Raw genomic sequence first — 22,090 nt, 5'->3', positions numbered from 1 at the left:
GGCCGATCATGCGAAATAATAATCAGATAAAGCGTACAAAATATTTATTGTCGATTGGCTTATATTTATTAGTCTCGGGGCCGATGAGTGCGAGTGTGATCCCAACTAATATGGGAAGCTATTCATTCAGAGGCATGGTTATTGCTACGCCATGTCAGATAGCGCCTGGAAGTGAGAAGGTCCCTGTTGATTTTCAACAAATCTCGGTCAAAGATCTTTATAAAGAAGGCAAATCGAAACCTTTAAATTTCTCAATTCATTTAACGAATTGTAATACGACTATATTTAAATCGGTGACAGTGACTTTTAATGGAATTGAAAATAAGAATCTTCCTGACCATCTTGCGATTAGTGACCAAAGTGAAGCTAGCGGAATCGGTATTGGGTTATTAAACTTAAATGAAACACCCATAGAATTGAATACGCCATCATTAGCACAAAATCTGGCAACAAATAATACGGAAATTCAATTTAAGGCTTATGTCGAGGCTGAGCCTGAAGCGAGAATTAACCAAACGATTACCTATGGGAATTTTTATAGTACTGCGTACTATACATTAAATTATCAATAACGAATGAAAACATGATGTTTGCAATCAAAATTAAAGGTAATAAAAAAGAACGTTATCCATGGGTTCTTTTAAGTTTTGTCGTTATATTTTTTGGCATTATATTGCATATTTATCTGCCGAATATGGGCGGAACAGGTTTGTCATTACCATTCAATATAATTAGTAGTTTTTTTATTGCTTTTTTTATTGTAGTGGTTAGTTTTACACAAATTAAAAATTCAAGCTTATATTACTCTAAGTCGAGTAATTATATTACGATTGGATTGGTCTTATTATTAGGCTTGTGTTTTTTTGCGCCTAAAGATTACCAGTTTAATGCATACTTGACAGCATATTGGTTATTGGGCGCGTTATTTTTTTATCAAGCTTTACTGCAAATAAATATTTCAGAAACTGTATTGAAAATAATTGTTTGCAGTATATTATTTTCTGCTATTGTTGAGAGCCTATTTTCAATAGCACAAATTTTTAATTTTTTTCCGATATCAGGGGATAGGCCATATGGCGTATTCCAACAAGTTAATGTTCTCTCTAGTTTTATTTGTGTTGGCATTGCCAGTGCAATAGGTATGTTTATTTTAATGAGAACTGTCACATGGTATGCGTCAGCCATTATCATTGTGAGTCTCGTTTTAATGAGTGTGGTATTGCCATTGTCTCAATCATTAACTGGATATTTAAATTTATTATTAATTGTTATTGTTTTTTATTTTTTTGCAAAGTATCATCGTAAATATATTTTTTATTCTTTAATGTCGATTGTTATCGGTCTTATTATTGGCTATGGAATAAAAATTGGTTTTAATATTTCTGACTTTTCTGAAAGTAAATTACAGACATCGTACATTAGATGGGTGTTATGGCAGCATAGTTTATATTTATTTAGTGAAAATATTTTATTTGGTACGGGTGTTGGTAGTTTTGAATCTGTATTTTTAGAGCGCTTTGGTGGTGGGTTACTTGGAACCAGTGAAAGGGTCATATCACATCCACATAATGAGATATTACGTTGGATGGTTGAAGGTGGGGTAGTTGGCATTGCTGCGATATTGTTAGTTATTATTGGTAGTGGGTATCTACTTTATTCTTCATTAAAAAATAAAAATAATAATTATGTTTTTTTAGTTATTGCGTTACCAATTGTTTTTCATATGATGACAGAGTTTCCATTGTGGCTATCAATACCTCATGGGGTGGTATTGATACTACTAATACGTTGTGCCGATATTCCAACTAAAAAGTATCATTTAAATAAAATTGCAGGGTATTATTCGAAAACAATTATTGCGTTAGGTGGTTTGTTATCCATGGGGTTGCTGTATTTTACTTTGCAAACGCAGCAATATTTAACGTATATCGAAAAAACAGGGCAACAGTTTCTTCTTTCTATGAATGAGCCCGATTATAGCGAGTGGAAATATTACTTAATCAATGATCGTTATAAATTGGATCTCAATATGGGGTATTTGTTACGCTATAACGAGACACAGAACCCCTATTACTTGAATTTATTTTCGTCTTGGGCAGAAAGCTATTCTCGTTCTTGCCCAGATATTAATGTTTATTTTTCTTGGATCCTTGTTTTAAATGAATTAGGTGAGAAAGAGAAAGCAAAAATCGTCAAAGGAAAAGCGATTTTTTTATTTGATAATAATGAGAAATTAGAAGGATTGAATTTTTAATTATTCACGTGGTAATTCGTGTGTTAATTAAAAATCTAAAGGATTTATTGGTGTTAATTATCAATAAATAGGGCGTTTTATTAATTAAAATCTATATTAAAGGAAATAACATGAAAAAGTTAAATGCTATCGAAGCTGCTGCTGTAGTTGGTGGAACAAAACAAGTTTGTACTGATTCTTACGAGAGCATCACTGTTGGTGGTGTTAAATCTTGCCAATTAGTAACGACTTGTACTGATAAGCACGGTAACAAAACATACAAAGCGAAAGCTGTTGGTGCATCAAACTGTGATGTAACAGCTCCATAGTATTAAATTTAATTTTTATTAATTGATACATGGGGAGTTATCCCCATGTATTTTTCGTACCTGAATGGAATTAACTGTTATGAATACTCGTTTTAAACCAATAACTATCACACTTTATACTCTATTTGTTATTATTGCTTCTTCACTCATGACGGTTTTGTTCTATCATATTTTTGTTTTTAATACTTTCTCAAATGATGATGCACAAGGCTCTTCTTTTATTGAATTTAATAGTGAACAAGTTCTGTTGAGTCCAATAAAAGAAAATAATAGCATCATAGAAGTCCTTTCTTATGGTTGCCATTATTGTGCAGTAAATCATGACAATGTCAGCCAATTCGAAAAAACACTCCCTGAGAATGTCAACTTTAAAGTCGTTCATTTAGCCATGGATAATAATATGGGGCTGGCTGCCTATGCGCCTATTTTTGCGACATTGGAAGAGATGGGGGTGGAATCTCAATTACGTCAGGATCTTTATACTGCCGTTATCAACGATAAGCTTGATTTAGCTAATAAAGATGTCTTAAACCAATGGTTAAAACGGCACAATATTGATTCAACCCAATACCTAAAAACCAGTGAAAGCCAAGCCGTTCAAGAACGTCTAAAAAATATGCTTGAAATTAGCAAATTTTATCAAATTACTGGAACACCTGCCTTTATTATCAATAAACGCTATGTTGTTTACCAAGACCGTGATTTTGCAGACTTTACTGCCTATATGCTTGAGTTATTAGATAAAAGTAATAAGGAGTTACGGTGATCCGGTTTTTCATTGTCTGGACGGTATTTACAGCGAAAAACTGTTTGATGCCGTTTAAAAAAGGATATCAAAAACTCAATCATAGTGGACTTGCCTTTTTACGGTTGTTATTGCGCCGAGGCTATATCACATCGGTATTATTTGTTTCTAATTTATTATGTCGTGTAGGTTTATTAGGTCGTCAATATCGTAATCGGAATAAAGTCGCCACGGAAAACTTTCGTAGTTTAATGGAAACGAAAGGGCATATTAATATGGGCTGGATAGCCGTTCGACGCTTCATTTTGGAAGAGGCAGCCACATGGGGACAAAACCAAAAAATCATGGCGCAAGTTCGAGTTTGTACACTTGAACTTGATAGCGTCGTTGCGCCCTTACACCAACAAAATAAACCCGTTGTACTTGCTCCGTTGCATATGGTTTCTGATGTTTTAGCCACCATGGTTGGGGCGGGGGTGACTCCTGGGAATGCGACGGTGGTGGTTTCGTCGAGCGCAGAGCAGCAAAAGTATAACGCTTCGGCACGTGAGTTAGGCCAGGTGAATTTATCTTATTGTTCTATTCATCAGGGAAATAAAGTATTAGCTAGCCAATTAATGACTGCGATGACAGAAACGGCGGCAGGGCAAAAAAATATGATTGTTTTCCCTGATATTACCCCTGATTACACGGTTCAAACAGAGGAAGGGGCGTCGAGCAAATTATCGTGCCATTTATTTAACCGTGCAGCAAAGCTACACAATGGTGTCGTGCGTTTGTCCAGTGCGATTTCGGCACAGGTAGTTTTTTATCATCTGTACTACCAAAATGGTTTACAAATCAAGGTTTATCCGCCTGTTGCAGCAAAAGATGTTGCAACTCAAATGCCAGCCATCATTGAAAATGCGGTTCGTCATTATCCCAATGATTGGCTTTTATGGCATAGCCATTCACTTTATTTTATTAGCCATTAAATAATAATGAAAAATATTATTCCAAATTTTGTTTCTCAAGAAGAAACCAATGAATGTGGCTTAGCATGTATTGCGATGTTAGCACAAACCCAAGGTCTCAACGTTTCTCTTGAAACTCTGCGAGAGGTCTATCCAGCATCGGATCATGGAACTTCTTTGATTGACCTTTCGTCCATTTTAGCCAATTACGGTATTGCGACGACACCGGTGTTATTTGAGCACCAAGAGCTCAATAGTTTACCACTTCCCGCTATTTTACATTACGGAGCAAGCCATTTTGTGCTGCTTGCTTATCGCAAGGGAAATAACGTGTGTGTGATGAACCCTGCAATTGGGCAGCAGTGGCTACCTTTCTCTGCATTAAAAGCGGAAATCAGCGGTTATGCATTAATTTTAGAACCGGATACCGCGCTGGAAAAAATTGAATCATTAGCACCAGAAGACAAAAATGATGGGGCTGGGAAAAAAGCCCCTCATGCAATGAGCCTGAAAGAAACCTCAGAGATTCGCGGTGTTTATTGGTTGATGATATTCGCTTTTTTGGTTTCTTTAACGCTATTTTTAATGCCAGCCATGGTGAGCAATGCAATTAACCAAGCCTTTTCCGACGCCAAAAATGCCATTTTCCCTTATGGATGGTTTATTGTAGCCTTTGTGGTTGCAACACTATTAGCCCTTGGTGTGAGAATGCTGAGTGAGAGATTCGTAAAACACTTTGTGTTGATTAAAAGTGGGGTTGGTTTCTCTCGTTTATTGAGTAATCCATTGCGCTTTTTTGAGAAACGCGCACCCGGGGATGTTTTTAGCCGTTTTGTCGCTTGGCAGGGGGCATTAACCGAAAAAATTGAGCTGGATAACGGGCTACGAACGGATTGGGTTATTTGTGCGATAGCATTAGGTACCATGTTTTGGATTGCACCCGTATTAGCGGCTATTTCAGCTGCGGGTGTTACCGTGATGGGCTTAATTAGCGTATGGGCGATTATTCGTGATCGGTGGTATACCCAGCAGTTACAGCTAAAATCGGCAGAATTAAATGACTTTTTTATGGAGACGCTGCAAGGCATTCTGACCATAAAAACAGCAGGGATAGAAAATCAGCGTAAGGCGCAATTTGCATGGCTAAGCCGTGAATTGTTTACCTGTATACAACGCAGAAATGTGTATCAACAAATTAAAGATGGCATCTATCAATTAACTGGTAGTTTGGAGATGGTCATTTTTATGTTGGTGGTTTTACCCATGGTGGCCAATGAGTTAATTTCGTTGGGGGATTTCTTTGCTTATAGTTTCTTGCGTCAAATTTTTACCAATTATGTGACGCGTATTTTTTATGCGATTATACATAAGTCGCAACTGCATATTATTGATACACGCGCCCATTCTTTATTCCCTAAGAAAAGCGAGCAGGACACCGCACCATTCCACGAAAAACAAACCTCAGTACAAGGAAAAGCACCACACTTATCTTTCAAGGGGATCCATTTCAGTTATGACCCTGCAAAACCGATTTTAAATAATGTGTCATTAGACTTACCTTCAGGCACGCAGGTTGCCATTGTTGGGGAGTCAGGGGCAGGAAAAAGCACATTATTACGGACAATCGCGGGTTTATTCAGCCCACAGCAAGGAGTATGCGAGTCCAACGGTGAGGTTGTCAGTGTGCAGCAGCTTACGCAATTGGTTTGCTTGCAAAGCCAAGAAGATATTTTATTTAATGCGACCGTCTTAGATAACATCACGCTATTTGACCCTAACTTCCGCGAAAAAGATAAAAAAAGAGTCGAAGTGCTGCTTGATAAATTGGCACTCGGCGCAGTGATTACTCAATTACCTGGTGGGGTTAATGCGTTAATAAGAGAAAGCCATGCGGCGCTGTCACTTGGGCAACGTCAACGTTTGTTATTGGCTCGTTCGTTGTACAGTGCCCGCCCTATTTTGTTATTGGATGAGCCCACCGCCAATTTGGATGAAGAAACGGCGAAAATAGTCATGGCAACCATTCAGTCACATTGCCAGAAAACAGGTAAAACATTGATTGTTGTCACTCATAGTGAAGAGTTAGCGGCTAATTTCGATGCACTTTACCGAATCGTGGATGGGGAATTAAGTCTTGAGAACAGCACCAATAAAGCCCCTTGTGTCACAGCAGGCACGCCTCAATCTGAACCTTCTTTGTTAGCGGCAATGGAAGGAACTTCCTTATGACCTCCCGCCATGTAGCACCAAAATTGGGTTTAACGACCCAACGATTACGCACTTTAGGTGGGTTAGTGGCATTGCTTGTGCTGGTCGTGGTGATCGGCCGTTTTGTGTGGCAATCACCCGCCCCAGCATTGCATGAAAACGTAATTTTATCGGTGGAACGTGGCGATATTGAAAAAGTCGTCATGGTAACGGGGACATTAAAGCCCTCAATGCAAGTTAATGTAGGTGCTCAGGTTAACGGGCAAATCAGAAAATTATATGTAAAACAAGGCGACAAAGTGGTTAAAGGGGAGTTATTAGCAGAAATCGACCCAACTATCCAGCAGTCTGAGCTCAAAAATGCAACCGCCCGGTTATCCAGTGCTCAGGCGCAAAAACGGGCTGCGGAAGCAACTTTAATACAGTACATCAAAGCCTATCGGCGTCAGGTAGTGATGCAGCGAGATGGTTCTGGTATTCGCAGTGAATATGAACAAGCGCAAGCACAATATGAGGCGCAATTACAGCAGGTTAATGTCAATGAGGCGTTAATCACACAATCAGAAATGGATGTACAAACTGCACAAGCTAACCTCAATTTTACACGAATCATCGCGCCGATTAGTGGCGAAGTACTGGGTATTGTGGCGAACGAAGGGCAAACCATCGTTTCTTCACAGACGGCACCGACTATTTTAGTGTTGGCGAACCTAGATAAAATGCAGGTTCAGACACGAATTTCGGAAGCAGATATTCAAAAAATCCACCCAGGCCAACCCCTCACATTCTATGTGATTGCGGACCCTGAAACGCACTACGAAAGTACGATGGGATATGTTCAACCCATTCCCCCCGAAGCACTTGATGAAAGTAATAATAATTCTGGGGGGCAACAGAACAGTGCAATTTATTACAACGGAACGTTCGAGGTTGATAACGCCGATCGTGCATTAAAGACATCAATGACAGCGCAAGTATTTATTCGTGTTGCACAAGCGAAAGATGCTTTACGACTCCCCGTTAGTGCTCTGGGGCGAGCTGTAGGTGCAAACCAATATGAAGTGACCGTGATCAACAATGAAAAACCGGAAACTCGCACCATCAAAGTGGGGATTAATGATCGCCATTTCGTCGAAGTACTTGAGGGCATTAGCGAGGGCGAACAAGTTGTTATTCAATCAGATAATGTGGCGAGTTAATGATGGCGACGACACGAAATGTATCTTTTACCCGTCCTCTGATTGAACTTCATCATGTTTACCGTGAGTTTTCAGCCGGTACGCAAACTATTCCTGTTTTGAATGATATTTCGCTATCAATTAACCAAGGGGAAATGGTCGCTATCATTGGCGCATCAGGTTCAGGTAAATCGACTCTGATGAACATCATTGGTTGTTTAGATAAGCCTTCTCAAGGAGAAGTGTTGATCAATGGGATTGCGGTTCATGAGGTGAATAGCGATCAGTTGGCAGAATTACGTAGCCAATATCTTGGGTTTATTTTTCAGCGTTATCACCTAATGCCTTACCTGACTGCAGAAGAAAATATTGCGATCCCAGCTTTATATACGGCGATGCCAGAAGATGAGCGGAGCGCTCGAGTTGCTTTATTAGCAGAAAAGTTAGGGTTACAAACGCGCTTGGATCACAAACCTTATCAATTATCTGGTGGGCAACAGCAGCGTGTCAGTGTCTGCCGCGCCTTGGTTAATGGTGCGCAAATCATTCTTGCGGATGAACCTACAGGGGCATTAGATAGCGCTAGTGGCCACGCATTGATGGATATTTTACATCAACTTCATCTCGATGGTCACACTGTTGTGATTGTGACCCACGATAAAAATATCGCTCAGCAAACTCAGCGAATTATTGAAATTAGTGATGGAAAAATTGTTTCTGATAAGCAGAACCAAGCTCAGACAGACACAAAACAACGGAACCAGCTTCCTTCTGTTGAAGATAATGGCCGTGCATCGGTGTGGCGCAATATTATTGAGTCTATTCGTATGGCATGGCGGGCCTTACTCGGTCATCGCATGCGTGCATTTTTGTCGATGTTGGGAATTATCATCGGTATTTCTTCTGTGGTGTCATCAATGGCCGTGGGGGAAGGGGCAAGACGCTCCATCATGGATGAAATTGGGAAGCTTGGCAGCACGACTCTGGAAATTCGCCCCGGTACTGGGTGGGGGGCTAAGCGGCCTGATATGGAGCGTGCGTTATCGTTAAATGATGTTAAAAGTCTAAAGCAGTTGCCATGGATTGAGTCTGTTTCCCCCGTCGCGAGCAGCATGACGATGGTCGTTAATAAAGGCTTGGATAACTCCATCATGCTTAATGGCGTTTCAGAAGAGTATTTTGCGGCACAAGGGTTTCAGCTTTTACATGGCAGTTTCTTCAGTACGCTCGATATGGCAGACAGCGAGCCCGTTATTGTGTTGGATGAAGGAAGTCGAGAGGTACTTTTTCAGCCAGAAGAAGAGCCGTTAGGGCAAATTGTGCAGATTGGTCATTCACCATGGCGAATTATTGGTATTGCCCGTAAACCGGGGCCCAAAATGTCGAGTGGCTTTGTTATGGGGTGGGTGCCTTACTCATCGTTACAGCAACGTGTGGTCGGGGACAAACCCATTGAATTTATTTCGTTGCGCTTCCCTGAAAACTTAACTTCTCAACAAGCTGAATTACAGGTTGAGCGTTTGTTATTACGCGAACATGGTAAAAAGGACTTTTTTATTCAGTCGGATGACCAGCTCGCAAATGCATTACAAAAAACATCCGACTCAATGTCATTACTGATCACTTCGATTGCCGCTATTTCCTTATTGGTTGGGGGCGTTGGGGTGATGAATATCATGTTGGTTTCTGTGACGGAACGAACTCATGAAATCGGGATCCGCCTTTCCGTCGGAGCGCGTCCTCAAGATATTATGAACCAATTTTTGATAGAAGCCGTGATGATTTGTTCGCTTGGCGGGTTAATTGGTATTGTCGGTGCATGGTTAGCGGGGTGGCTTTTCTCTTATTTCACCACTGAATTTACGATGGTATTTACCCTGTTCCCCGTTTTATTAGCGTGCGGTTTCTCCGCTCTAATTGGTTTGGTTTTTGGTTATTTTCCTGCTCGTCGGGCTGCCAAACTCAACCCAACGGAGGCATTGGCACGCGAATGAATATCAAATCACTTTATATTATTTCTGCTTTATTTTTGCTAAATGGTTGCGGCAGTTTTACGCGTACGGAATACCAACGCCCTGAGCTCACTTTGCCACAGCAGTGGGATGATAAAATACGCCAATCCGGTGCAAATGACGTGATGACATCAGTTCAGGCATTGAACCTAACTGAAAATTGGTGGGATAGCTTTAAAGATCCTCAGCTATCCCAACTGATCAATCAGGTATTAGAAAATAATAATGATTTAGCCACAGCGGCAATTAAATTAAAGCTGGCGCGAAGTACGGCTGGGCTAGCAAATACCAATATAACCCCAGATTTCTCCCTTGGGGGCTCAGCAAGTAATACAAAATCTATACGTCATGGAACCTCCCCCCAAGAGAGTTATAGCTCAAATCTAACTTTAAATTATGAAATCGATTTATGGGGAAAACTGGCACGTATTCGTGAAAAGAATGAGTGGGAAGCAATAGCAACCGAACAGGATTACCATGCAACAGCATTAGTGGTTATTAATACGACTGCACAATTATATTGGAATATTGCACTGTTAAATCAACAGATTGATAACCTGATTGCGAGCCAAAAGATTGCAGAAAAAAGCCAGCAGCAAATTAAGTCATGGTATTTAGCAGGAAAAGTTAGCCAGCTGGATTTCTTACAATCACAGCAAACTGTGATTAGTCGAAAAAATGAATTACGACGGCTCATTAAAGAACGTGACAGCTCCCGTAATGCATTAGCGCTATTGTTAAACCGCCCTGCAGAGCAACATGTGCGTGAGCTCACCGCACTTAATCGAAATCAACGGATTGAAATTCTTAACGCGACACCGTTGGCCGTATTAGCACAGCGGCCGGATATTCAAGCTGCCGAGTCACGTTTACGTTCCGCGCTTGCTGATTCTGACGCTGCTAAATTGAGCTTCTACCCGACACTGTCTTTGCAAGGTGCGCTTAATGCGGGTAGCCAGCTGTTTTCTCAATGGTTTAGTGACCCGACACGTGTTGTTGGGGGTTCGATTTCTTTGCCATTTATTCAGTGGAATACGGTGAAATTGACCATTGAACAATCCGACTTACAAGTGCAACAAGCGGCGGTGGCATTTCGTAGTGCGGCTTATACCGCCTTGTCAGAAGTCGATAATGCGATGGAAGCCCGTTTTGCTGCGGATGAAATTCGTCAGCAATTACAACAGTCATTATCACTTAGCCAGCAGCGGCTAAAGCTAACCAGCAGCCGTTACCGAGCAGGTGCCGTGGATTATCAAACACTGCTTAATGCGCAAGATGACCTTTTAACTATTGAAAATTCATTAGCTCAAAATCAATACGATTATCTTTATGCAACGCTACAGCTTTGGTTAGCACAAGGTGGCGGTAGCGCCCAACAGGAGGACAACCCATTATGAACCAAAAATCTCACTTTAAGCGCGTTGTTGTCACAGGTTATGGGGCTGTCACTCCTTTGGGGGATACGGCTTCAGCATGTTGGCAAGCGATTATGGATAAAAAGCTCGGTTATCGTTACGTTGATAAAACTGCACAAAATATCCACAGCCATTTTTTAGGGCTTATTGATAATGAACCCAGCTTAAAAGGGGTTCCTGCGGCTATTCGTCGTCGTTTACCACGCCATACGCGTTTAGCCTTGGGGGCCGCGCGAGAAGCCATGGATATGGCCTTCGCAGGCACGCCATTAACTGATTTTTATGACCCACTGATGTGCGGTGTCATTATGGGAACAGGATGGGCAGGGCTTGATGAAAGTTATATGTCAGTCAGTGAATTCGAAGCGACAGGGATGACCTCGCCTTTCAACTGTTTTTATGCAATGCCAAATGTGACAACGGCGGCTTGCAGCCAGTTTTGGAACCTGCGTGGATATCAAAACACGACCATCGCGGCTTGTGCGACAGGCACTATTGCGATTGGTGATGCTTTTGAAACGATTCGTCATGGACGAGCCGATATGATGCTCGCTGGTGCAGGAGAGTCCTTGCGGACAGATTGTGCTGTATGGAATATCGATATTCTTGGAGCTTTAACACGTGAAGCGGAAGACTCGACTCGTGCCAGTTGCCCATTTAGTGCAGATCGTAGTGGTTTTGTCCTTTCTGAAGGTGCGGCCGTGTTGTGTTTAGAAGAGCGTGAGAGCGCTATTTCTCGTGGGGCCACCATTTTGGGCGAGATTACGGGGTATGCAAATTTTTCTGATGCCTTTGATTTTACATCACCAGCAGAAGATTGTGTTGCTCGGGTGAAAACTATTGAAATGGCTTTACAACAAGCGGGAGCCGCTCCTGAATCTCTCGATTATATCAATGCCCATGGGACCTCAACAGCTCTTAATGACTTAAATGAAACAGAATCATTGAAAAAGGCATTAGGTGTGGCAGCTTACCAAGTCCCAATATCCAGTACGAAATCCTATACCGGACATTTAATCGCCGCTGCTGGTAGCTTTGAAACCATTATTTGCTTGCAAGCGATGGCGCATGGTGTGATGCCCGCAACCGCTAACTTACATCACCCGGACCCGCAATGTGACCTCGATTATATTCCTAACGAACACCGTATTGGTGAAGTTAAGCGTGCACTAAACCTGAGTTTTGGCTTCGGTGGGGCAAACGCGGCGCTGATTTTAGAGAAAGCGTTATGAGAACGTTACGTTATACCCTTGAGGATGCAAAACAGTGGGCATCATTTTCTGGTGATGATAACCCGATTCATTTCGACCTTGAATGGGTCAAAGCGAAGGGCGGAGATCAACTGAGTGTGCATGGCATGCGTGCACTACTCGATGTGAAACAATTCGCGAGTGAGTCATTAAATCACCCATTATTGGCTTCACAAGAGGTTACCGCCCCTGAGTTTATCAAATGTGTTGTACGGTTACGCAATCCGCTATGGAACGATAAAGATTATCAATTAGTTGCACGAAATAAAGCGGGATCGGTGGCTTTACTCTCTTCTGATGAGCAACAAAACTGCTTAACTTGCCAATTGTCGCTCACCCCTCCACCGGTATTACATGAAATCGCGAATGAAATAATGATTTCGACCGCAGAGATGGTGAAATTGCAGTCAATATTTTCTCAGTTTTCCAACGAAATGTATGAATGGCAGTTTATTGACGCAGTTTTGTTCTGGTACTTAATTCATGATAGCTCGTTATTTGAACAACAAGAGATCGCACAATGGCTGCCGGTCGGCTCAACATTGAAAGATATTTTTTGCCGTTATCCTATCGTACAAACCCACCAAGAGGTGGTGTTTGACCGTGAACTTCTAACGAAATGGGCTCCTATCACCTCTCCTGAGCCTATTTACCTACGTATTTTGCCGGCCTTAGTGATCGCGGATAGTGAGAGTGGTCGATTAGTGAGTATTAGTATCGCTGCCCGCTACAGAGAAAAAATAATAAATAATTCAATAACATTGAAAGTTAATTCAATAACTCAATAAGAATGCAAGGATAAAACAAATGAGCCAATATCAAGAAATTTATATCAAAATTAGTGACATGATCTGTGATGCAAAAGATTTAGAAGCAGAAGAGTTGAATGCGGAGATGACTTTAGTCCAGTTAGAGTTCGATAGCTTAGATTATGTTGAACTTATGGTGCTTGTTAAACGTGACTTTAATGTTGCTTTAGATGCGGAATTTTTCCTAGAACATCCAGAAATTTCGGTGAAAGCGCTGTGTGAACATATTGATAAGGAGTCGAAATCTTAAAATGGCAAATAATCAATGGATACTCGTGACGGGAGGAAGCCGGGGAATTGGGCTCGCACTAGTTAGTGAATTGCGACGCCACTGGAATGTGGTTTTTACTGGGCGTAGCGTTGATGGCGTTAATGAAACACAAGCGAATCTTGAAAACCCCAATTTAGATACATGGGTGAAAGGATCCCCGTGTGATGGTAAGAATGAAGCACAAGTTGACGCGCTTTCTAGCTCGTTATTGGAACAATTTGGGGCTCCTACGGCTATTATTCATAATGCGGGTATCACTAGGGATGCCTTACATATTCATCAAGATGCTGAAATCTGGCGAGATGTGCTAGAGAATAACGTCATTTCCGTGATGAATTGGCACCGTAAATTATTACCTGCAATGTTGATGGCGGGGAGCGGCTCAATCGTATTGATGTCATCAATTACTGGGTTAAAAGGCAATATTGGCCAAACAGCTTATGCGGCGAGTAAATCAGCGATGATGGGGTTGACGCGTTCATTGGCTCATGAAGTCGGGCGTTTTGGGTTACGTGTGAATTGTATTGCTCCGGGGCTTATTGATAGTGATATGACCCGTGCAATGCCTGAAGCTAAATTAAAAGCTATGTGCCAAAACATCCCGTTACGCCGCTTAGGGCAACCCCAAGAAGTGGCAGAGCTAGTTGAATTTTTGATTGGCAATAGCAGCCAGTACCTAACAGGTCAAACATTGGTCTTAGATGGTGGATTAACGGCGTAATTGCCCGTTTTAAGTGCTGTTAGCAGAACAAATATTCACTCGATAATTCATATTTTATATTTCCCCTTAAACGTTTTAGTCGATTTTCGTTTAAGGGTTTTTTTATGAATTGAGACTCGGAAATAAATGAAAAACAGTAAACTCAAGTTAAAGAAGAATGAAATTATATTTATTTCAATTTAATTCATTATTAAACATTAAAAATAATTATATTAATTTTAATTTGGCTTGAATGACTCGATATAACGCATTAAAACCACACAATTTGTATTGGATTATTGATCGTGCACAATACCTCACGGTGCCTCGGTTATAGAATGGTAATTGGAAGTCGATAAATAAATTAAAGATAAAAATAAATTTCAAAAAAGCCATTTTAAAACTTTGAAGCAATGTTAAGTGAGGCAGATATGAGTAAAGCATTATCTGAGGGAGTACTCCAATCGGAGATCAGCCGCAGGAAGCTAATGCAAACCAGTACCGTCGGGGGACTCGCACTTGCAAGTGGAGCGCTAAGTTTACCTTTTAATAGTGTTGCTGATACCAGTGAAATCACACCCAAAACAGCCATACCTGAAGAAAAAATAGTTTGGAGCGCATGTACCGTTAACTGTGGGAGTCGCTGCCCACTGCGTATGCATATTGTTGATGGTGAAATAAAATATGTCGAAACCGACAACACCGGCGATGATGTTTACGGAAATAAGCATCAAGTTAAGGCCTGTCTACGTGGGCGCTCAATGCGCCGTCGTGTCTATAACCCTGACCGCTTGAAATACCCGATGTTGCGCGTTGGGGCACGTGGTGAAGGTAAATTCAAACAAATTAGTTGGGATGAAGCCTACGATTTAATCAGCGATAATCTAAAACGGATTATTGCCGATTATGGCAATGAAGCGGTGTATTTGAACTATGGAACTGGCACATTAGGTGGCACAGTCGCACGTTCATGGCCGCCAGCGAATTCACCTATCGCCCGTTTGATGAACTGCATGGGCGGCTATTTAAACCATTACGGTACCTATAGTACAGCACAAATCAGCTGTGCGATGCCTTATACCTATGGTAGTGGGGCAGGTAATAGCGTTTCCGATATCGAAAACTCCAAGTTGGTGGTTCTGTTCGGAAACAACCCTGCCGAAACCCGTATGAGCGGTGGTGGGATCACTTATCAATTAGAGCAAGCGCGTGAGCGTTCTAATGCAAGAATGATAGTGATCGACCCGCGTTATACCGATACTGCTGCTGGACGAGAAGATGAGTGGATCCCGATCCGCCCCGGAACAGATGCTGCATTAGTGGCAGGAATCGCCCATGTATTGATCACTGAAGATATGGTTGATCAACCCTTCTTAGACCAATATTGCGTGGGTTATGATGAGAAAACGCTACCCGCAGATGCTCCGAAAAATAGCCACTACAAGGCATATATTTTAGGGCAAGGGGATGACGGTGTAGAAAAAACACCACAATGGGCTGCGCAAATCACCGGTATTCCTGCTGATAAAATCATCAAATTAGCACGTGAAATCGGTTCCGCAAAACCTGCTTATATTAGCCAAGGTTGGGGGCCACAACGCCATTCGAACGGCGAGCAAACCGCACGTGCGATTGCGATGTTACCGATTTTAACCGGTAATGTTGGTATAAATGGGGGAAATACGGGGGCTCGTGAAGGGAACTATGATATTCCATTTGAGCGGATGCCAACGTTAGAAAACCCAGTCAAAGCAAGTATTTCCGTATTTTTATGGACTGATGCGATAGAGCGCGGCCCTGAAATGACTGCAACTCATGATGGGGTAAGAGGTAAAGATAAACTGGATGTTCCGATTAAGTTTATTTGGAACTACGCCAGCAACAGTTTAATCAATCAACACTCTGATATTAATAAAACGCATGACATTCTTCAGGATGATAAAAAATGCGAAATGATAGTAGTGATTGATAACCATATGACGGCTTCAGCGAAATATGCGGATTTAGTCCTGCCAGATTGTACCGCGTCTGAACAGATGGATTTTTGCTTGGATGGTGCCGCTAGTAATATGGGCTATGTGATTTTCGCTAGCCAAGCCATTGAACCACGTTTTGAGAGCAAAACGGTGTATGAAATGTGTACACAAATCGCACGCCGTATGGGGGTTGAAGAGAAATTTACCGAAGGGCGAACCCAAGAAGAGTGGCTACGCCATTTGTATGAAATTTCACGACAGAAGTTACCTGAGCTACCTGATTTTGAGACATTCCAGCAGCAAGGGATTTACAAAAAAATGAACCCACAAGGGCATGTCGTGGCACACAAAGCTTTCCGCGAAGACCCAATTGCGAACCCATTAAATACCCCGTCAGGAAAGATTGAGATCTATTCATCACAATTAGCGGATATCGCGAAAACATGGACGCTAGCGGAAGGTGATTTGATATCAGCACTCCCAATGTATTCCCCAGGCTTTGAAAGCCATGATGATAAGCTCACCGAAAAATATCCACTGCAATTGAGTGGCTTCCACTATAAATCGCGCGTTCACTCCACTTACGGCAACATTGATGTGCTTAAGGCTGCTTGTTTACAAGAGATGTGGATCAACCCTATTGATGCAAAACGTCGCAATATTAAAGATGGTGACATAGTGCGTATTTACAACGATAGAGGGGAAGTGCAGATCGCTGCCAAAGTGACTCCACGCATTATCCCAGGGGTTGTTGCAATGGGGGAAGGGGCTTGGTACGCACCTGATGAAAACAAGGTGGACCATGGTGGTAGCCTAAACGTCCTGACGACTCAACGCCCGTCACCGTTAGCGAAAGGTAATCCGCAACACAGTAATTTGGTTGAAGTGGTAAGGGTATAGGGAGATAAATCATGACAACACAATATGGTTTTTATATTGATTCTGCACGGTGCACGGGATGTAAAACTTGTGAATTAGCGTGTAAGGACTACAAAAATTTATCTCCTGCGGTGAATTTTAGGCGCATTTATGAATATGCGGGGGGAGATTGGCAAGAAGATAACGGTGTGTGGCATCAAAACGTATTTAGTTATTATTTGTCGATTTCATGTAACCACTGTGAAGACCCTGCTTGTGTGAAAGTGTGCCCAAGTGGCGCGATGCACAAACGTGAAGATGGCTTTGTCGTTGTGGATGAAAGTGTGTGTATTGGTTGCCGCTATTGCCATATGGCCTGCCCATACGGTGCGCCGCAATTTGATAGCGAAAAAGGGCATATGACCAAGTGCGATGGTTGTTATGAACGTGTTGCCGTCGGTAAAAAACCGATTTGTGCCGAGTCTTGTCCACTGCGTGCATTAGACTTTGGTCCTATTGATGAGTTACGTGAGAAACATGGCAATTTGGCAGAGATTGCGCCACTACCAGAAGCGCACTATACCAAGCCCAATATTGTCATTAAACCCAATGCCAATAGTCGCCCTGTCAATGATACGACAGGCCATTTAGCCAATCCTCGGGAGGTATAACATGGGCAATGGATTACACGAATGGCCGCTGATTTTATTTACGGTATTAGGCCAAAGTATTGCAGGTGGCGTGATTGTGACAGGGCTTGCTTGGTTATCGACAGATGATAAGCCACAAAAACAGCGCATTGTGAACGCAATGTTCGCGTTATGGGTATTGATGGGCTTAGGATTTTTGGCATCGATGATGCATATGGGCTCACCGATGCGTGCATTTAACTCGATGAACCGTGTGTTTGCGTCATCATTAAGTAACGAAGTGTTGTTTGGCTCCATTTTCTTTGCTTTGGGCGGCTTATGGTGGCTGTTATCTGCAATGAAAAAGATGCCAACAGGGTTAGATAAAGTGTGGTTAATCATCACCATGTTGATGGGGCTGTTATTTGTTTGGGCAATGACACGAGTTTATATGATAAGCACGGTGCCAACATGGAACACACCACATACCACTATCGGCTTCTTTATGACCCTGTTTGTTGTCGGACCAATCTTAGGCACTTTGCTATTACGAGTAGCTAAATTTCCGTTTAATAGTGGTAAATTAGCGGCGATTAGTATCGTGGCTTATATTGTGACTATCGCGTCGGTACTACTGCAAAGCGGAGAAATTGCGCTAATTGCCACTTCTGTACAAAAAGCAGTGGATTTAGTCCCTGATTTTGGTGTTTTACAAGTGATACGTTTAGTGGTGACCAGTCTCGGGTTGCTGCTATGGATTTTGCCTGTTGTGCGACAAAATCAGCCTTCGGTATTGAGTTTACTTCTTGGTACCGTGCTGGTACTGATTGGTGAATTTATCGGTCGTGGGCTATTCTATGGTTTACACATGACAGTCGGCATGGCTGTGGCTTAATTGGTAAACCTTTCAGCGCAGGAGATGGTTTCCCTGCGCTGATAACTTCAGAGACAATCAAATATGCAAGAAGCACGCTTTCTTGAACACGTCGCAGTGACAGGGCGAGTTCTGGGGTCCTTATTTTATTTCTCACCAGAAAATGAAAATAACGCAGAGATTATCACGATTCTTCAGGAGCCGACTTGGCATGAAGAATGGCCATTTGCCTTACCTTCTTTAGCGAAAATTAGCCAGCTTTTGCAATCCAGTGCTCAGGAGAATGAACCACTGAGTGAAGCATGGCAGCGCTTGTTTATCGGGCCTTATGCTTTACCCGCGCCTCCTTGGGGCTCAGTCTGGCTAGACAAAGAAAGAATTGTTTTTGGTGATTCAACCGTTGAGCTGCGCCAATGGATGCGAGCCAAAGGTGTTGAACCCGTAACGACACAAAAAGAGCCAGAAGACCACTTTGGGCTGATCTTGATGTTAGCGGCTTGGCTCGCTGAGCAAAATCGTAGAGCTGATTTAGAAGAGTTACTCGCTTGGCATCTATTACCTTGGTCGGCACATTTTCTCGAAGTATTGATAGATTCGGCTAACAGCGATTTTTACCGCGCATTGGCGATATTAGCGAAAGAAACATTGGATGGATATCAACAACAGTTAACTTTACCTATATTAGAGAAAAGCGTGTACCTCAGTGGAAATGGTACCCTGTAGCATTTTGTTTTTCATTGGCAATAAATTTATCTAATTCAATTGCCTGCAATTAATCTATGGATAGTGGTACTATGGATTATTGCTGCGATTTTTAGGTGACTAACTCAATATGAATGATGCGCATTTATCTTTGATCCAACAACTTTGTACCCGTCTTGCTGAAATAGACAATACACCTTTATATGTAAAATTTGCTGAAACGGTGAAATTTGCCGTGCGAACAGGGGTTTTACATCAAGGTGATATGCTGCCCAGTGAAAGGGAGTTAGGTCAACAAACAGGCGTGTCGCGTATTACCGTTCGAAAAGCGTTAGAGTTACTTGAGCAAGAAGGCGTTATCATTCGGTCACAAGGCTACGGTACCCAAATTAGTGATAAGTTTGAGTATTCGCTCAAAGAAGCTAAGGGTTTTTCACAACAAGTTGTTTTACTTGGAAAAAAACCAAACACACTTTGGGTCAATAAAAGTATCGTGCCTTGTTCACAGGAAGTCGCAGAGTCGCTAGCGCTCCCCATCAATAGTGATGTATTTATGTTAAAACGCATTCGTTACGTGGATGAGCAGCCTGTCTCTATTGAGGAATCATATGTTCCTATTGGGCTGATTGGTGACGTAGACGATATTGGTTTATCTTTGTACGATTATTTCCGCAGCCAAAATATTTATCCTACGCGAACAAAGAGCAAGGTAAGTGCTCGAATGCCAGATGAAGACTTTCAAACGCACATTAAATTAGAAAAGACCGTGCCTGTTTTAGTGATTAAGCAGGTGGCTTTCGACCATAAAAATGTCCCTATTGAATACAGTTTCAATCAATGTCGTAGTGATATGTATGTATTTGTATCTGAAGAATAAAAAGAGGGATGACCTCTTTTTATTCTAATGATTAATATTGCTGTAAATACGCGGCGAGTTGCTCAGACGAAGGCGCACAATCACCTCCTCGATGGCTAACAACATAGGATGCGACAGCATTTCCAAGTAATACGGCATCTTGTAGTGCCCAGCCGGACGCCAATGCAGCAATCACGCCTCCTGCATGGCTATCCCCTGCACCAATGGTATCGACAACGGTAGTTTTAAATGGTGCCACCCAGCCTGATGAACGACAACTTTCTTGAAAGAACGCGCCTTCTTTGTCGACTCTAACAATCACGGAAACTGAAAATTGAGAATGCCAAATATTGGCTAATGCTTCTGTATCCATTCCTTGGTGTGCGATATCAGGGAACAGCGTGACGATATGTTCGACTTCTTGACGGTTCAATGAAATGATAGGTTTTAAAGCCATCAATCGTAATAATTGTGTTTTCGAAAGGTCGGCGATCCGAGGGCCAAAATCAATAAATAAAGTGACGTTATCGGAGAGTGATTCCAGCCATGAAAGCAGAGTTTCGCCACATTTTGCTGCTAATTGGTAACCAGAAAGATAGATAATGATGTTAGATGTAATTGGTAAATCATCTAATGTATGGCGTTCCCACTGGTTTTCCACACCGCTAATTGAAAGAAATGTCCTTTCTCCATCGGGTTCAACCAAGGCTAAACACCAGCCATTATCACCTTTATTCGTTTCTATAACTGAACTCACACCTTTTTTATTGAGTTGGTTGCGGATGATATCTGCCCATACACCTTGCCCAATAGGTAATGCATTGAGTGATTGGATACCAAGGCGTTGCAAGGCCACAGCAATATTCAGAGCACATCCACCGATATTGACACTTTGTTGGTGCAATTCGATGTCACTTCCGCGATAAGGCAGTGAATACGCATCTGCAATCACATCAATAACGGCTGCGCCAATCAGGCAGACAGGACGATGCTCTGCTTGCAATGGAAGATGGGCAATAAGTTCAGCGGTTTTCATAAGCTTTTTCTCTTGCAGTTCTCAATGCCATAAAGGCTTTGCTATACTGTGTAAAATCAAGTTGATTCACATCATCTAATTGTTTTTTAAGTTGTTTGTCGATGGCATCAATGCCATGCAGTGCGCCACAAATGGCGGTGGCCATTGCCCCTATAGTATCGGTATCTCCCCCTAAATTAGCACACAGAATGGCACAGCGGTTGGGATCGGTTTCCGCTAATTCAACCATAGCAATGGCGGCAGGAACTGACTCAATGGTGCTAGTACCAGCGCCAACGAGTTGATAAAGCTGTTCCATTGCTTGCTCGGTGCCAATTGTGTTTTTCACCGTGTGTAAAGCAAGTTCAATACGTGCAGCTATTGATGGGCTAAAGGTTGTGACGTGTTTTTCTTGTGCTAATTTCGCAATAGCGGGTAATTGGTCGCGAATTTGCGACCAATTTTCGCCATCTATCGCTTTAGATATTGCCCAAGCGATAGCGACCGCACCTGCAATTGCTACATCCGATTTATGAGTTGGCGATGAGGCGAGTGTAATTTCATCAATAAATTCATTAATAGAATGAGTTGGCAGTAAACAACCGAGTGGGGAAACTCGCATTGCGGCACCATTTGTCATGCCGTTGTTTTCTAACTGAGAAATTGGAGTCCCTTGTTTTATTGCATTTAATGCAATTTTAGAGGTTGGCCCTAGGACATTTTTGTTAAAGGCATCAAATTGCTCTGCCCATTTTAGAATATTACGTCCAATAAATTCAGGGTTTACTTTGCCACCACATTCTATAATCGCGTCCGCAAGTGCGAGGGCCATTGAGGTATCATCTGTAAATTCTGCCGTATTGAAGTAGCAAGCTGCATTATTTTCTTTTGGCCCAGGTAAGAAGCGGTCTATCCAACCAAAATGTGCTTTAACACGAGAACGAGGCCATAATTCAGAAGGCATTCCCATTGCATCACCTAAGGCTTGGCCATAAAACGTGCCTAAAATACGGTTCTCTTTGTTCATTATAATTCCTTCAATTTTGGCTAAAAATAGCGCCTTCATGTGTTGGTTGT

At 42.1% G+C, this 22,090-nt stretch carries 20 protein-coding genes; 18 read left to right on the top strand and 2 right to left on the bottom strand.

What is annotated here, in order from left to right; all coding sequences use genetic code 11:
- Positions 1-8: 8 nt before the first annotated feature.
- The 18 genes from PR834_RS13540 (at position 9) to PR834_RS13455 (ending at position 20,019) form a co-directional block, all read left to right on the top strand.
- Positions 9-572 (top strand): fimbrial protein, encoded by a 564-nt coding sequence (locus tag PR834_RS13540; RefSeq protein WP_071585866.1) that lies wholly within the window; start codon positions 9-11, stop codon positions 570-572.
- 11 nt (positions 573-583) lie between these two features.
- Positions 584-2,254 (top strand): O-antigen ligase family protein, encoded by a 1,671-nt coding sequence (locus PR834_RS13535; protein ID WP_272536713.1) that lies wholly within the window; start codon positions 584-586, stop codon positions 2,252-2,254.
- A 110-nt stretch (positions 2,255-2,364) separates the two neighbouring features.
- On the top strand, positions 2,365-2,562 hold the full coding sequence (locus PR834_RS13530; RefSeq protein WP_004259555.1) for a DUF4762 family protein: 198 nt from the start codon (positions 2,365-2,367) through the stop codon (positions 2,560-2,562).
- 79 nt (positions 2,563-2,641) lie between these two features.
- Entirely contained in the window at positions 2,642-3,328 is a 687-nt protein-coding gene (locus tag PR834_RS13525; protein WP_036958248.1) for a thiol:disulfide interchange protein DsbA/DsbL, read from the top strand.
- Positions 3,325-4,281: an ABC transporter gene (locus PR834_RS13520; protein WP_036958073.1), complete on the top strand. Its 957-nt coding sequence runs from the start codon at positions 3,325-3,327 to the stop codon at positions 4,279-4,281. Before PR834_RS13525 ends, PR834_RS13520 begins: the two co-directional genes overlap by 4 nt.
- A gap of 6 nt (positions 4,282-4,287) precedes the next feature.
- A complete protein-coding gene (locus PR834_RS13515; RefSeq protein ID WP_272536712.1) occupies positions 4,288-6,489 on the top strand; it encodes a peptidase domain-containing ABC transporter in 2,202 nt (733 codons plus the stop codon).
- Entirely contained in the window at positions 6,486-7,667 is a 1,182-nt protein-coding gene (locus PR834_RS13510; protein ID WP_004259542.1) for an efflux RND transporter periplasmic adaptor subunit, read from the top strand. Before PR834_RS13515 ends, PR834_RS13510 begins: the two co-directional genes overlap by 4 nt.
- Complete coding sequence (locus PR834_RS13505; RefSeq protein WP_272536711.1) at positions 7,667-9,640, top strand: ABC transporter permease; 1,974 nt, start codon at positions 7,667-7,669, stop codon at positions 9,638-9,640. The genes PR834_RS13510 and PR834_RS13505 overlap by 1 nt, the downstream gene beginning before the upstream one ends.
- Positions 9,641-9,642: 2 nt before the next feature.
- Positions 9,643-11,055 carry an efflux transporter outer membrane subunit gene (locus tag PR834_RS13500; RefSeq protein WP_047755911.1) on the top strand — a complete coding sequence of 471 codons (1,413 nt, stop codon included), beginning with the start codon at positions 9,643-9,645 and terminating at the stop codon, positions 11,053-11,055.
- Complete coding sequence (locus PR834_RS13495) at positions 11,052-12,305, top strand: beta-ketoacyl-[acyl-carrier-protein] synthase family protein (RefSeq protein WP_004259531.1); 1,254 nt, start codon at positions 11,052-11,054, stop codon at positions 12,303-12,305. The genes PR834_RS13500 and PR834_RS13495 overlap by 4 nt, the downstream gene beginning before the upstream one ends.
- Complete coding sequence (locus PR834_RS13490) at positions 12,302-13,111, top strand: MaoC family dehydratase (protein WP_047755905.1); 810 nt, start codon at positions 12,302-12,304, stop codon at positions 13,109-13,111. The genes PR834_RS13495 and PR834_RS13490 overlap by 4 nt, the downstream gene beginning before the upstream one ends.
- A 19-nt stretch (positions 13,112-13,130) precedes the next feature.
- Positions 13,131-13,382 carry an acyl carrier protein gene (locus tag PR834_RS13485; RefSeq protein ID WP_004259523.1) on the top strand — a complete coding sequence of 84 codons (252 nt, stop codon included), beginning with the start codon at positions 13,131-13,133 and terminating at the stop codon, positions 13,380-13,382.
- A gap of 1 nt (position 13,383) precedes the next feature.
- Complete coding sequence (locus tag PR834_RS13480) at positions 13,384-14,124, top strand: SDR family NAD(P)-dependent oxidoreductase (protein ID WP_004259521.1); 741 nt, start codon at positions 13,384-13,386, stop codon at positions 14,122-14,124.
- Between the two features lie 410 nt (positions 14,125-14,534).
- The gene (locus PR834_RS13475; protein WP_272536710.1) at positions 14,535-16,979 is read left to right on the top strand and encodes a DMSO/selenate family reductase complex A subunit; all 2,445 of its coding nucleotides are present in this window, start codon (positions 14,535-14,537) and stop codon (positions 16,977-16,979) included.
- 11 nt (positions 16,980-16,990) lie between these two features.
- Positions 16,991-17,608, top strand: a complete 618-nt coding sequence (locus PR834_RS13470) for a DMSO/selenate family reductase complex B subunit (RefSeq protein WP_004259506.1) — start codon at positions 16,991-16,993, stop codon at positions 17,606-17,608.
- A 1-nt stretch (position 17,609) separates the two neighbouring features.
- Complete coding sequence (locus PR834_RS13465) at positions 17,610-18,461, top strand: DmsC/YnfH family molybdoenzyme membrane anchor subunit (protein WP_094962375.1); 852 nt, start codon at positions 17,610-17,612, stop codon at positions 18,459-18,461.
- 63 nt (positions 18,462-18,524) lie between these two features.
- Positions 18,525-19,163, top strand: coding sequence for a Tat proofreading chaperone DmsD (dmsD, locus tag PR834_RS13460; RefSeq protein WP_094962376.1), 639 nt, complete (start codon positions 18,525-18,527; stop codon positions 19,161-19,163).
- A gap of 109 nt (positions 19,164-19,272) precedes the next feature.
- The gene (locus PR834_RS13455; RefSeq protein WP_047757123.1) at positions 19,273-20,019 is read left to right on the top strand and encodes a GntR family transcriptional regulator; all 747 of its coding nucleotides are present in this window, start codon (positions 19,273-19,275) and stop codon (positions 20,017-20,019) included.
- A gap of 31 nt (positions 20,020-20,050) precedes the next feature.
- Here PR834_RS13455 and PR834_RS13450 read toward each other — a convergent pair whose 3' ends face one another.
- Positions 20,051-21,034 carry a PfkB family carbohydrate kinase gene (locus tag PR834_RS13450; RefSeq protein WP_272536709.1) on the bottom strand — a complete coding sequence of 328 codons (984 nt, stop codon included), beginning with the start codon at positions 21,032-21,034 and terminating at the stop codon, positions 20,051-20,053.
- Positions 21,021-22,040, bottom strand: coding sequence for an ADP-ribosylglycohydrolase family protein (locus PR834_RS13445; protein ID WP_144140515.1), 1,020 nt, complete (start codon positions 22,038-22,040; stop codon positions 21,021-21,023). The genes PR834_RS13450 and PR834_RS13445 overlap by 14 nt, the downstream gene beginning before the upstream one ends.
- Between the last annotated feature and the right edge of the window lie 50 nt (positions 22,041-22,090).

Source organism: Providencia sp. PROV182 (assembly GCF_028480325.1).
In the GTDB taxonomy this organism is placed as follows: domain Bacteria; phylum Pseudomonadota; class Gammaproteobacteria; order Enterobacterales; family Enterobacteriaceae; genus Providencia; species Providencia hangzhouensis.
This window is presented reverse-complemented; position numbering and strand designations above follow the sequence as displayed.

Bases quoted from the DNA above. Each gene is read 5' to 3' on its own strand.
- PR834_RS13540 (WP_071585866.1), top strand. From the start codon at position 9: ATGCGAAATAATAATCAGATAAAGCGTACAAAATATTTATTGTCGATT.
- PR834_RS13535 (WP_272536713.1), top strand. From the start codon at position 584: ATGATGTTTGCAATCAAAATTAAAGGTAATAAAAAAGAACGTTATCCA.
- PR834_RS13530 (WP_004259555.1), top strand. From the start codon at position 2,365: ATGAAAAAGTTAAATGCTATCGAAGCTGCTGCTGTAGTTGGTGGAACA.
- PR834_RS13525 (WP_036958248.1), top strand. From the start codon at position 2,642: ATGAATACTCGTTTTAAACCAATAACTATCACACTTTATACTCTATTT.
- PR834_RS13515 (WP_272536712.1), top strand. From the start codon at position 4,288: ATGAAAAATATTATTCCAAATTTTGTTTCTCAAGAAGAAACCAATGAA.
- PR834_RS13510 (WP_004259542.1), top strand. From the start codon at position 6,486: ATGACCTCCCGCCATGTAGCACCAAAATTGGGTTTAACGACCCAACGA.
- PR834_RS13505 (WP_272536711.1), top strand. From the start codon at position 7,667: ATGATGGCGACGACACGAAATGTATCTTTTACCCGTCCTCTGATTGAA.
- PR834_RS13495 (WP_004259531.1), top strand. From the start codon at position 11,052: ATGAACCAAAAATCTCACTTTAAGCGCGTTGTTGTCACAGGTTATGGG.
- PR834_RS13490 (WP_047755905.1), top strand. From the start codon at position 12,302: ATGAGAACGTTACGTTATACCCTTGAGGATGCAAAACAGTGGGCATCA.
- PR834_RS13485 (WP_004259523.1), top strand. From the start codon at position 13,131: ATGAGCCAATATCAAGAAATTTATATCAAAATTAGTGACATGATCTGT.
- PR834_RS13480 (WP_004259521.1), top strand. From the start codon at position 13,384: ATGGCAAATAATCAATGGATACTCGTGACGGGAGGAAGCCGGGGAATT.
- PR834_RS13475 (WP_272536710.1), top strand. From the start codon at position 14,535: ATGAGTAAAGCATTATCTGAGGGAGTACTCCAATCGGAGATCAGCCGC.
- PR834_RS13470 (WP_004259506.1), top strand. From the start codon at position 16,991: ATGACAACACAATATGGTTTTTATATTGATTCTGCACGGTGCACGGGA.
- PR834_RS13465 (WP_094962375.1), top strand. From the start codon at position 17,610: ATGGGCAATGGATTACACGAATGGCCGCTGATTTTATTTACGGTATTA.
- dmsD (WP_094962376.1), top strand. From the start codon at position 18,525: ATGCAAGAAGCACGCTTTCTTGAACACGTCGCAGTGACAGGGCGAGTT.
- PR834_RS13455 (WP_047757123.1), top strand. From the start codon at position 19,273: ATGAATGATGCGCATTTATCTTTGATCCAACAACTTTGTACCCGTCTT.
- PR834_RS13450 (WP_272536709.1), bottom strand. From the start codon at position 21,034: ATGAAAACCGCTGAACTTATTGCCCATCTTCCATTGCAAGCAGAGCAT.
- PR834_RS13445 (WP_144140515.1), bottom strand. From the start codon at position 22,040: ATGAACAAAGAGAACCGTATTTTAGGCACGTTTTATGGCCAAGCCTTA.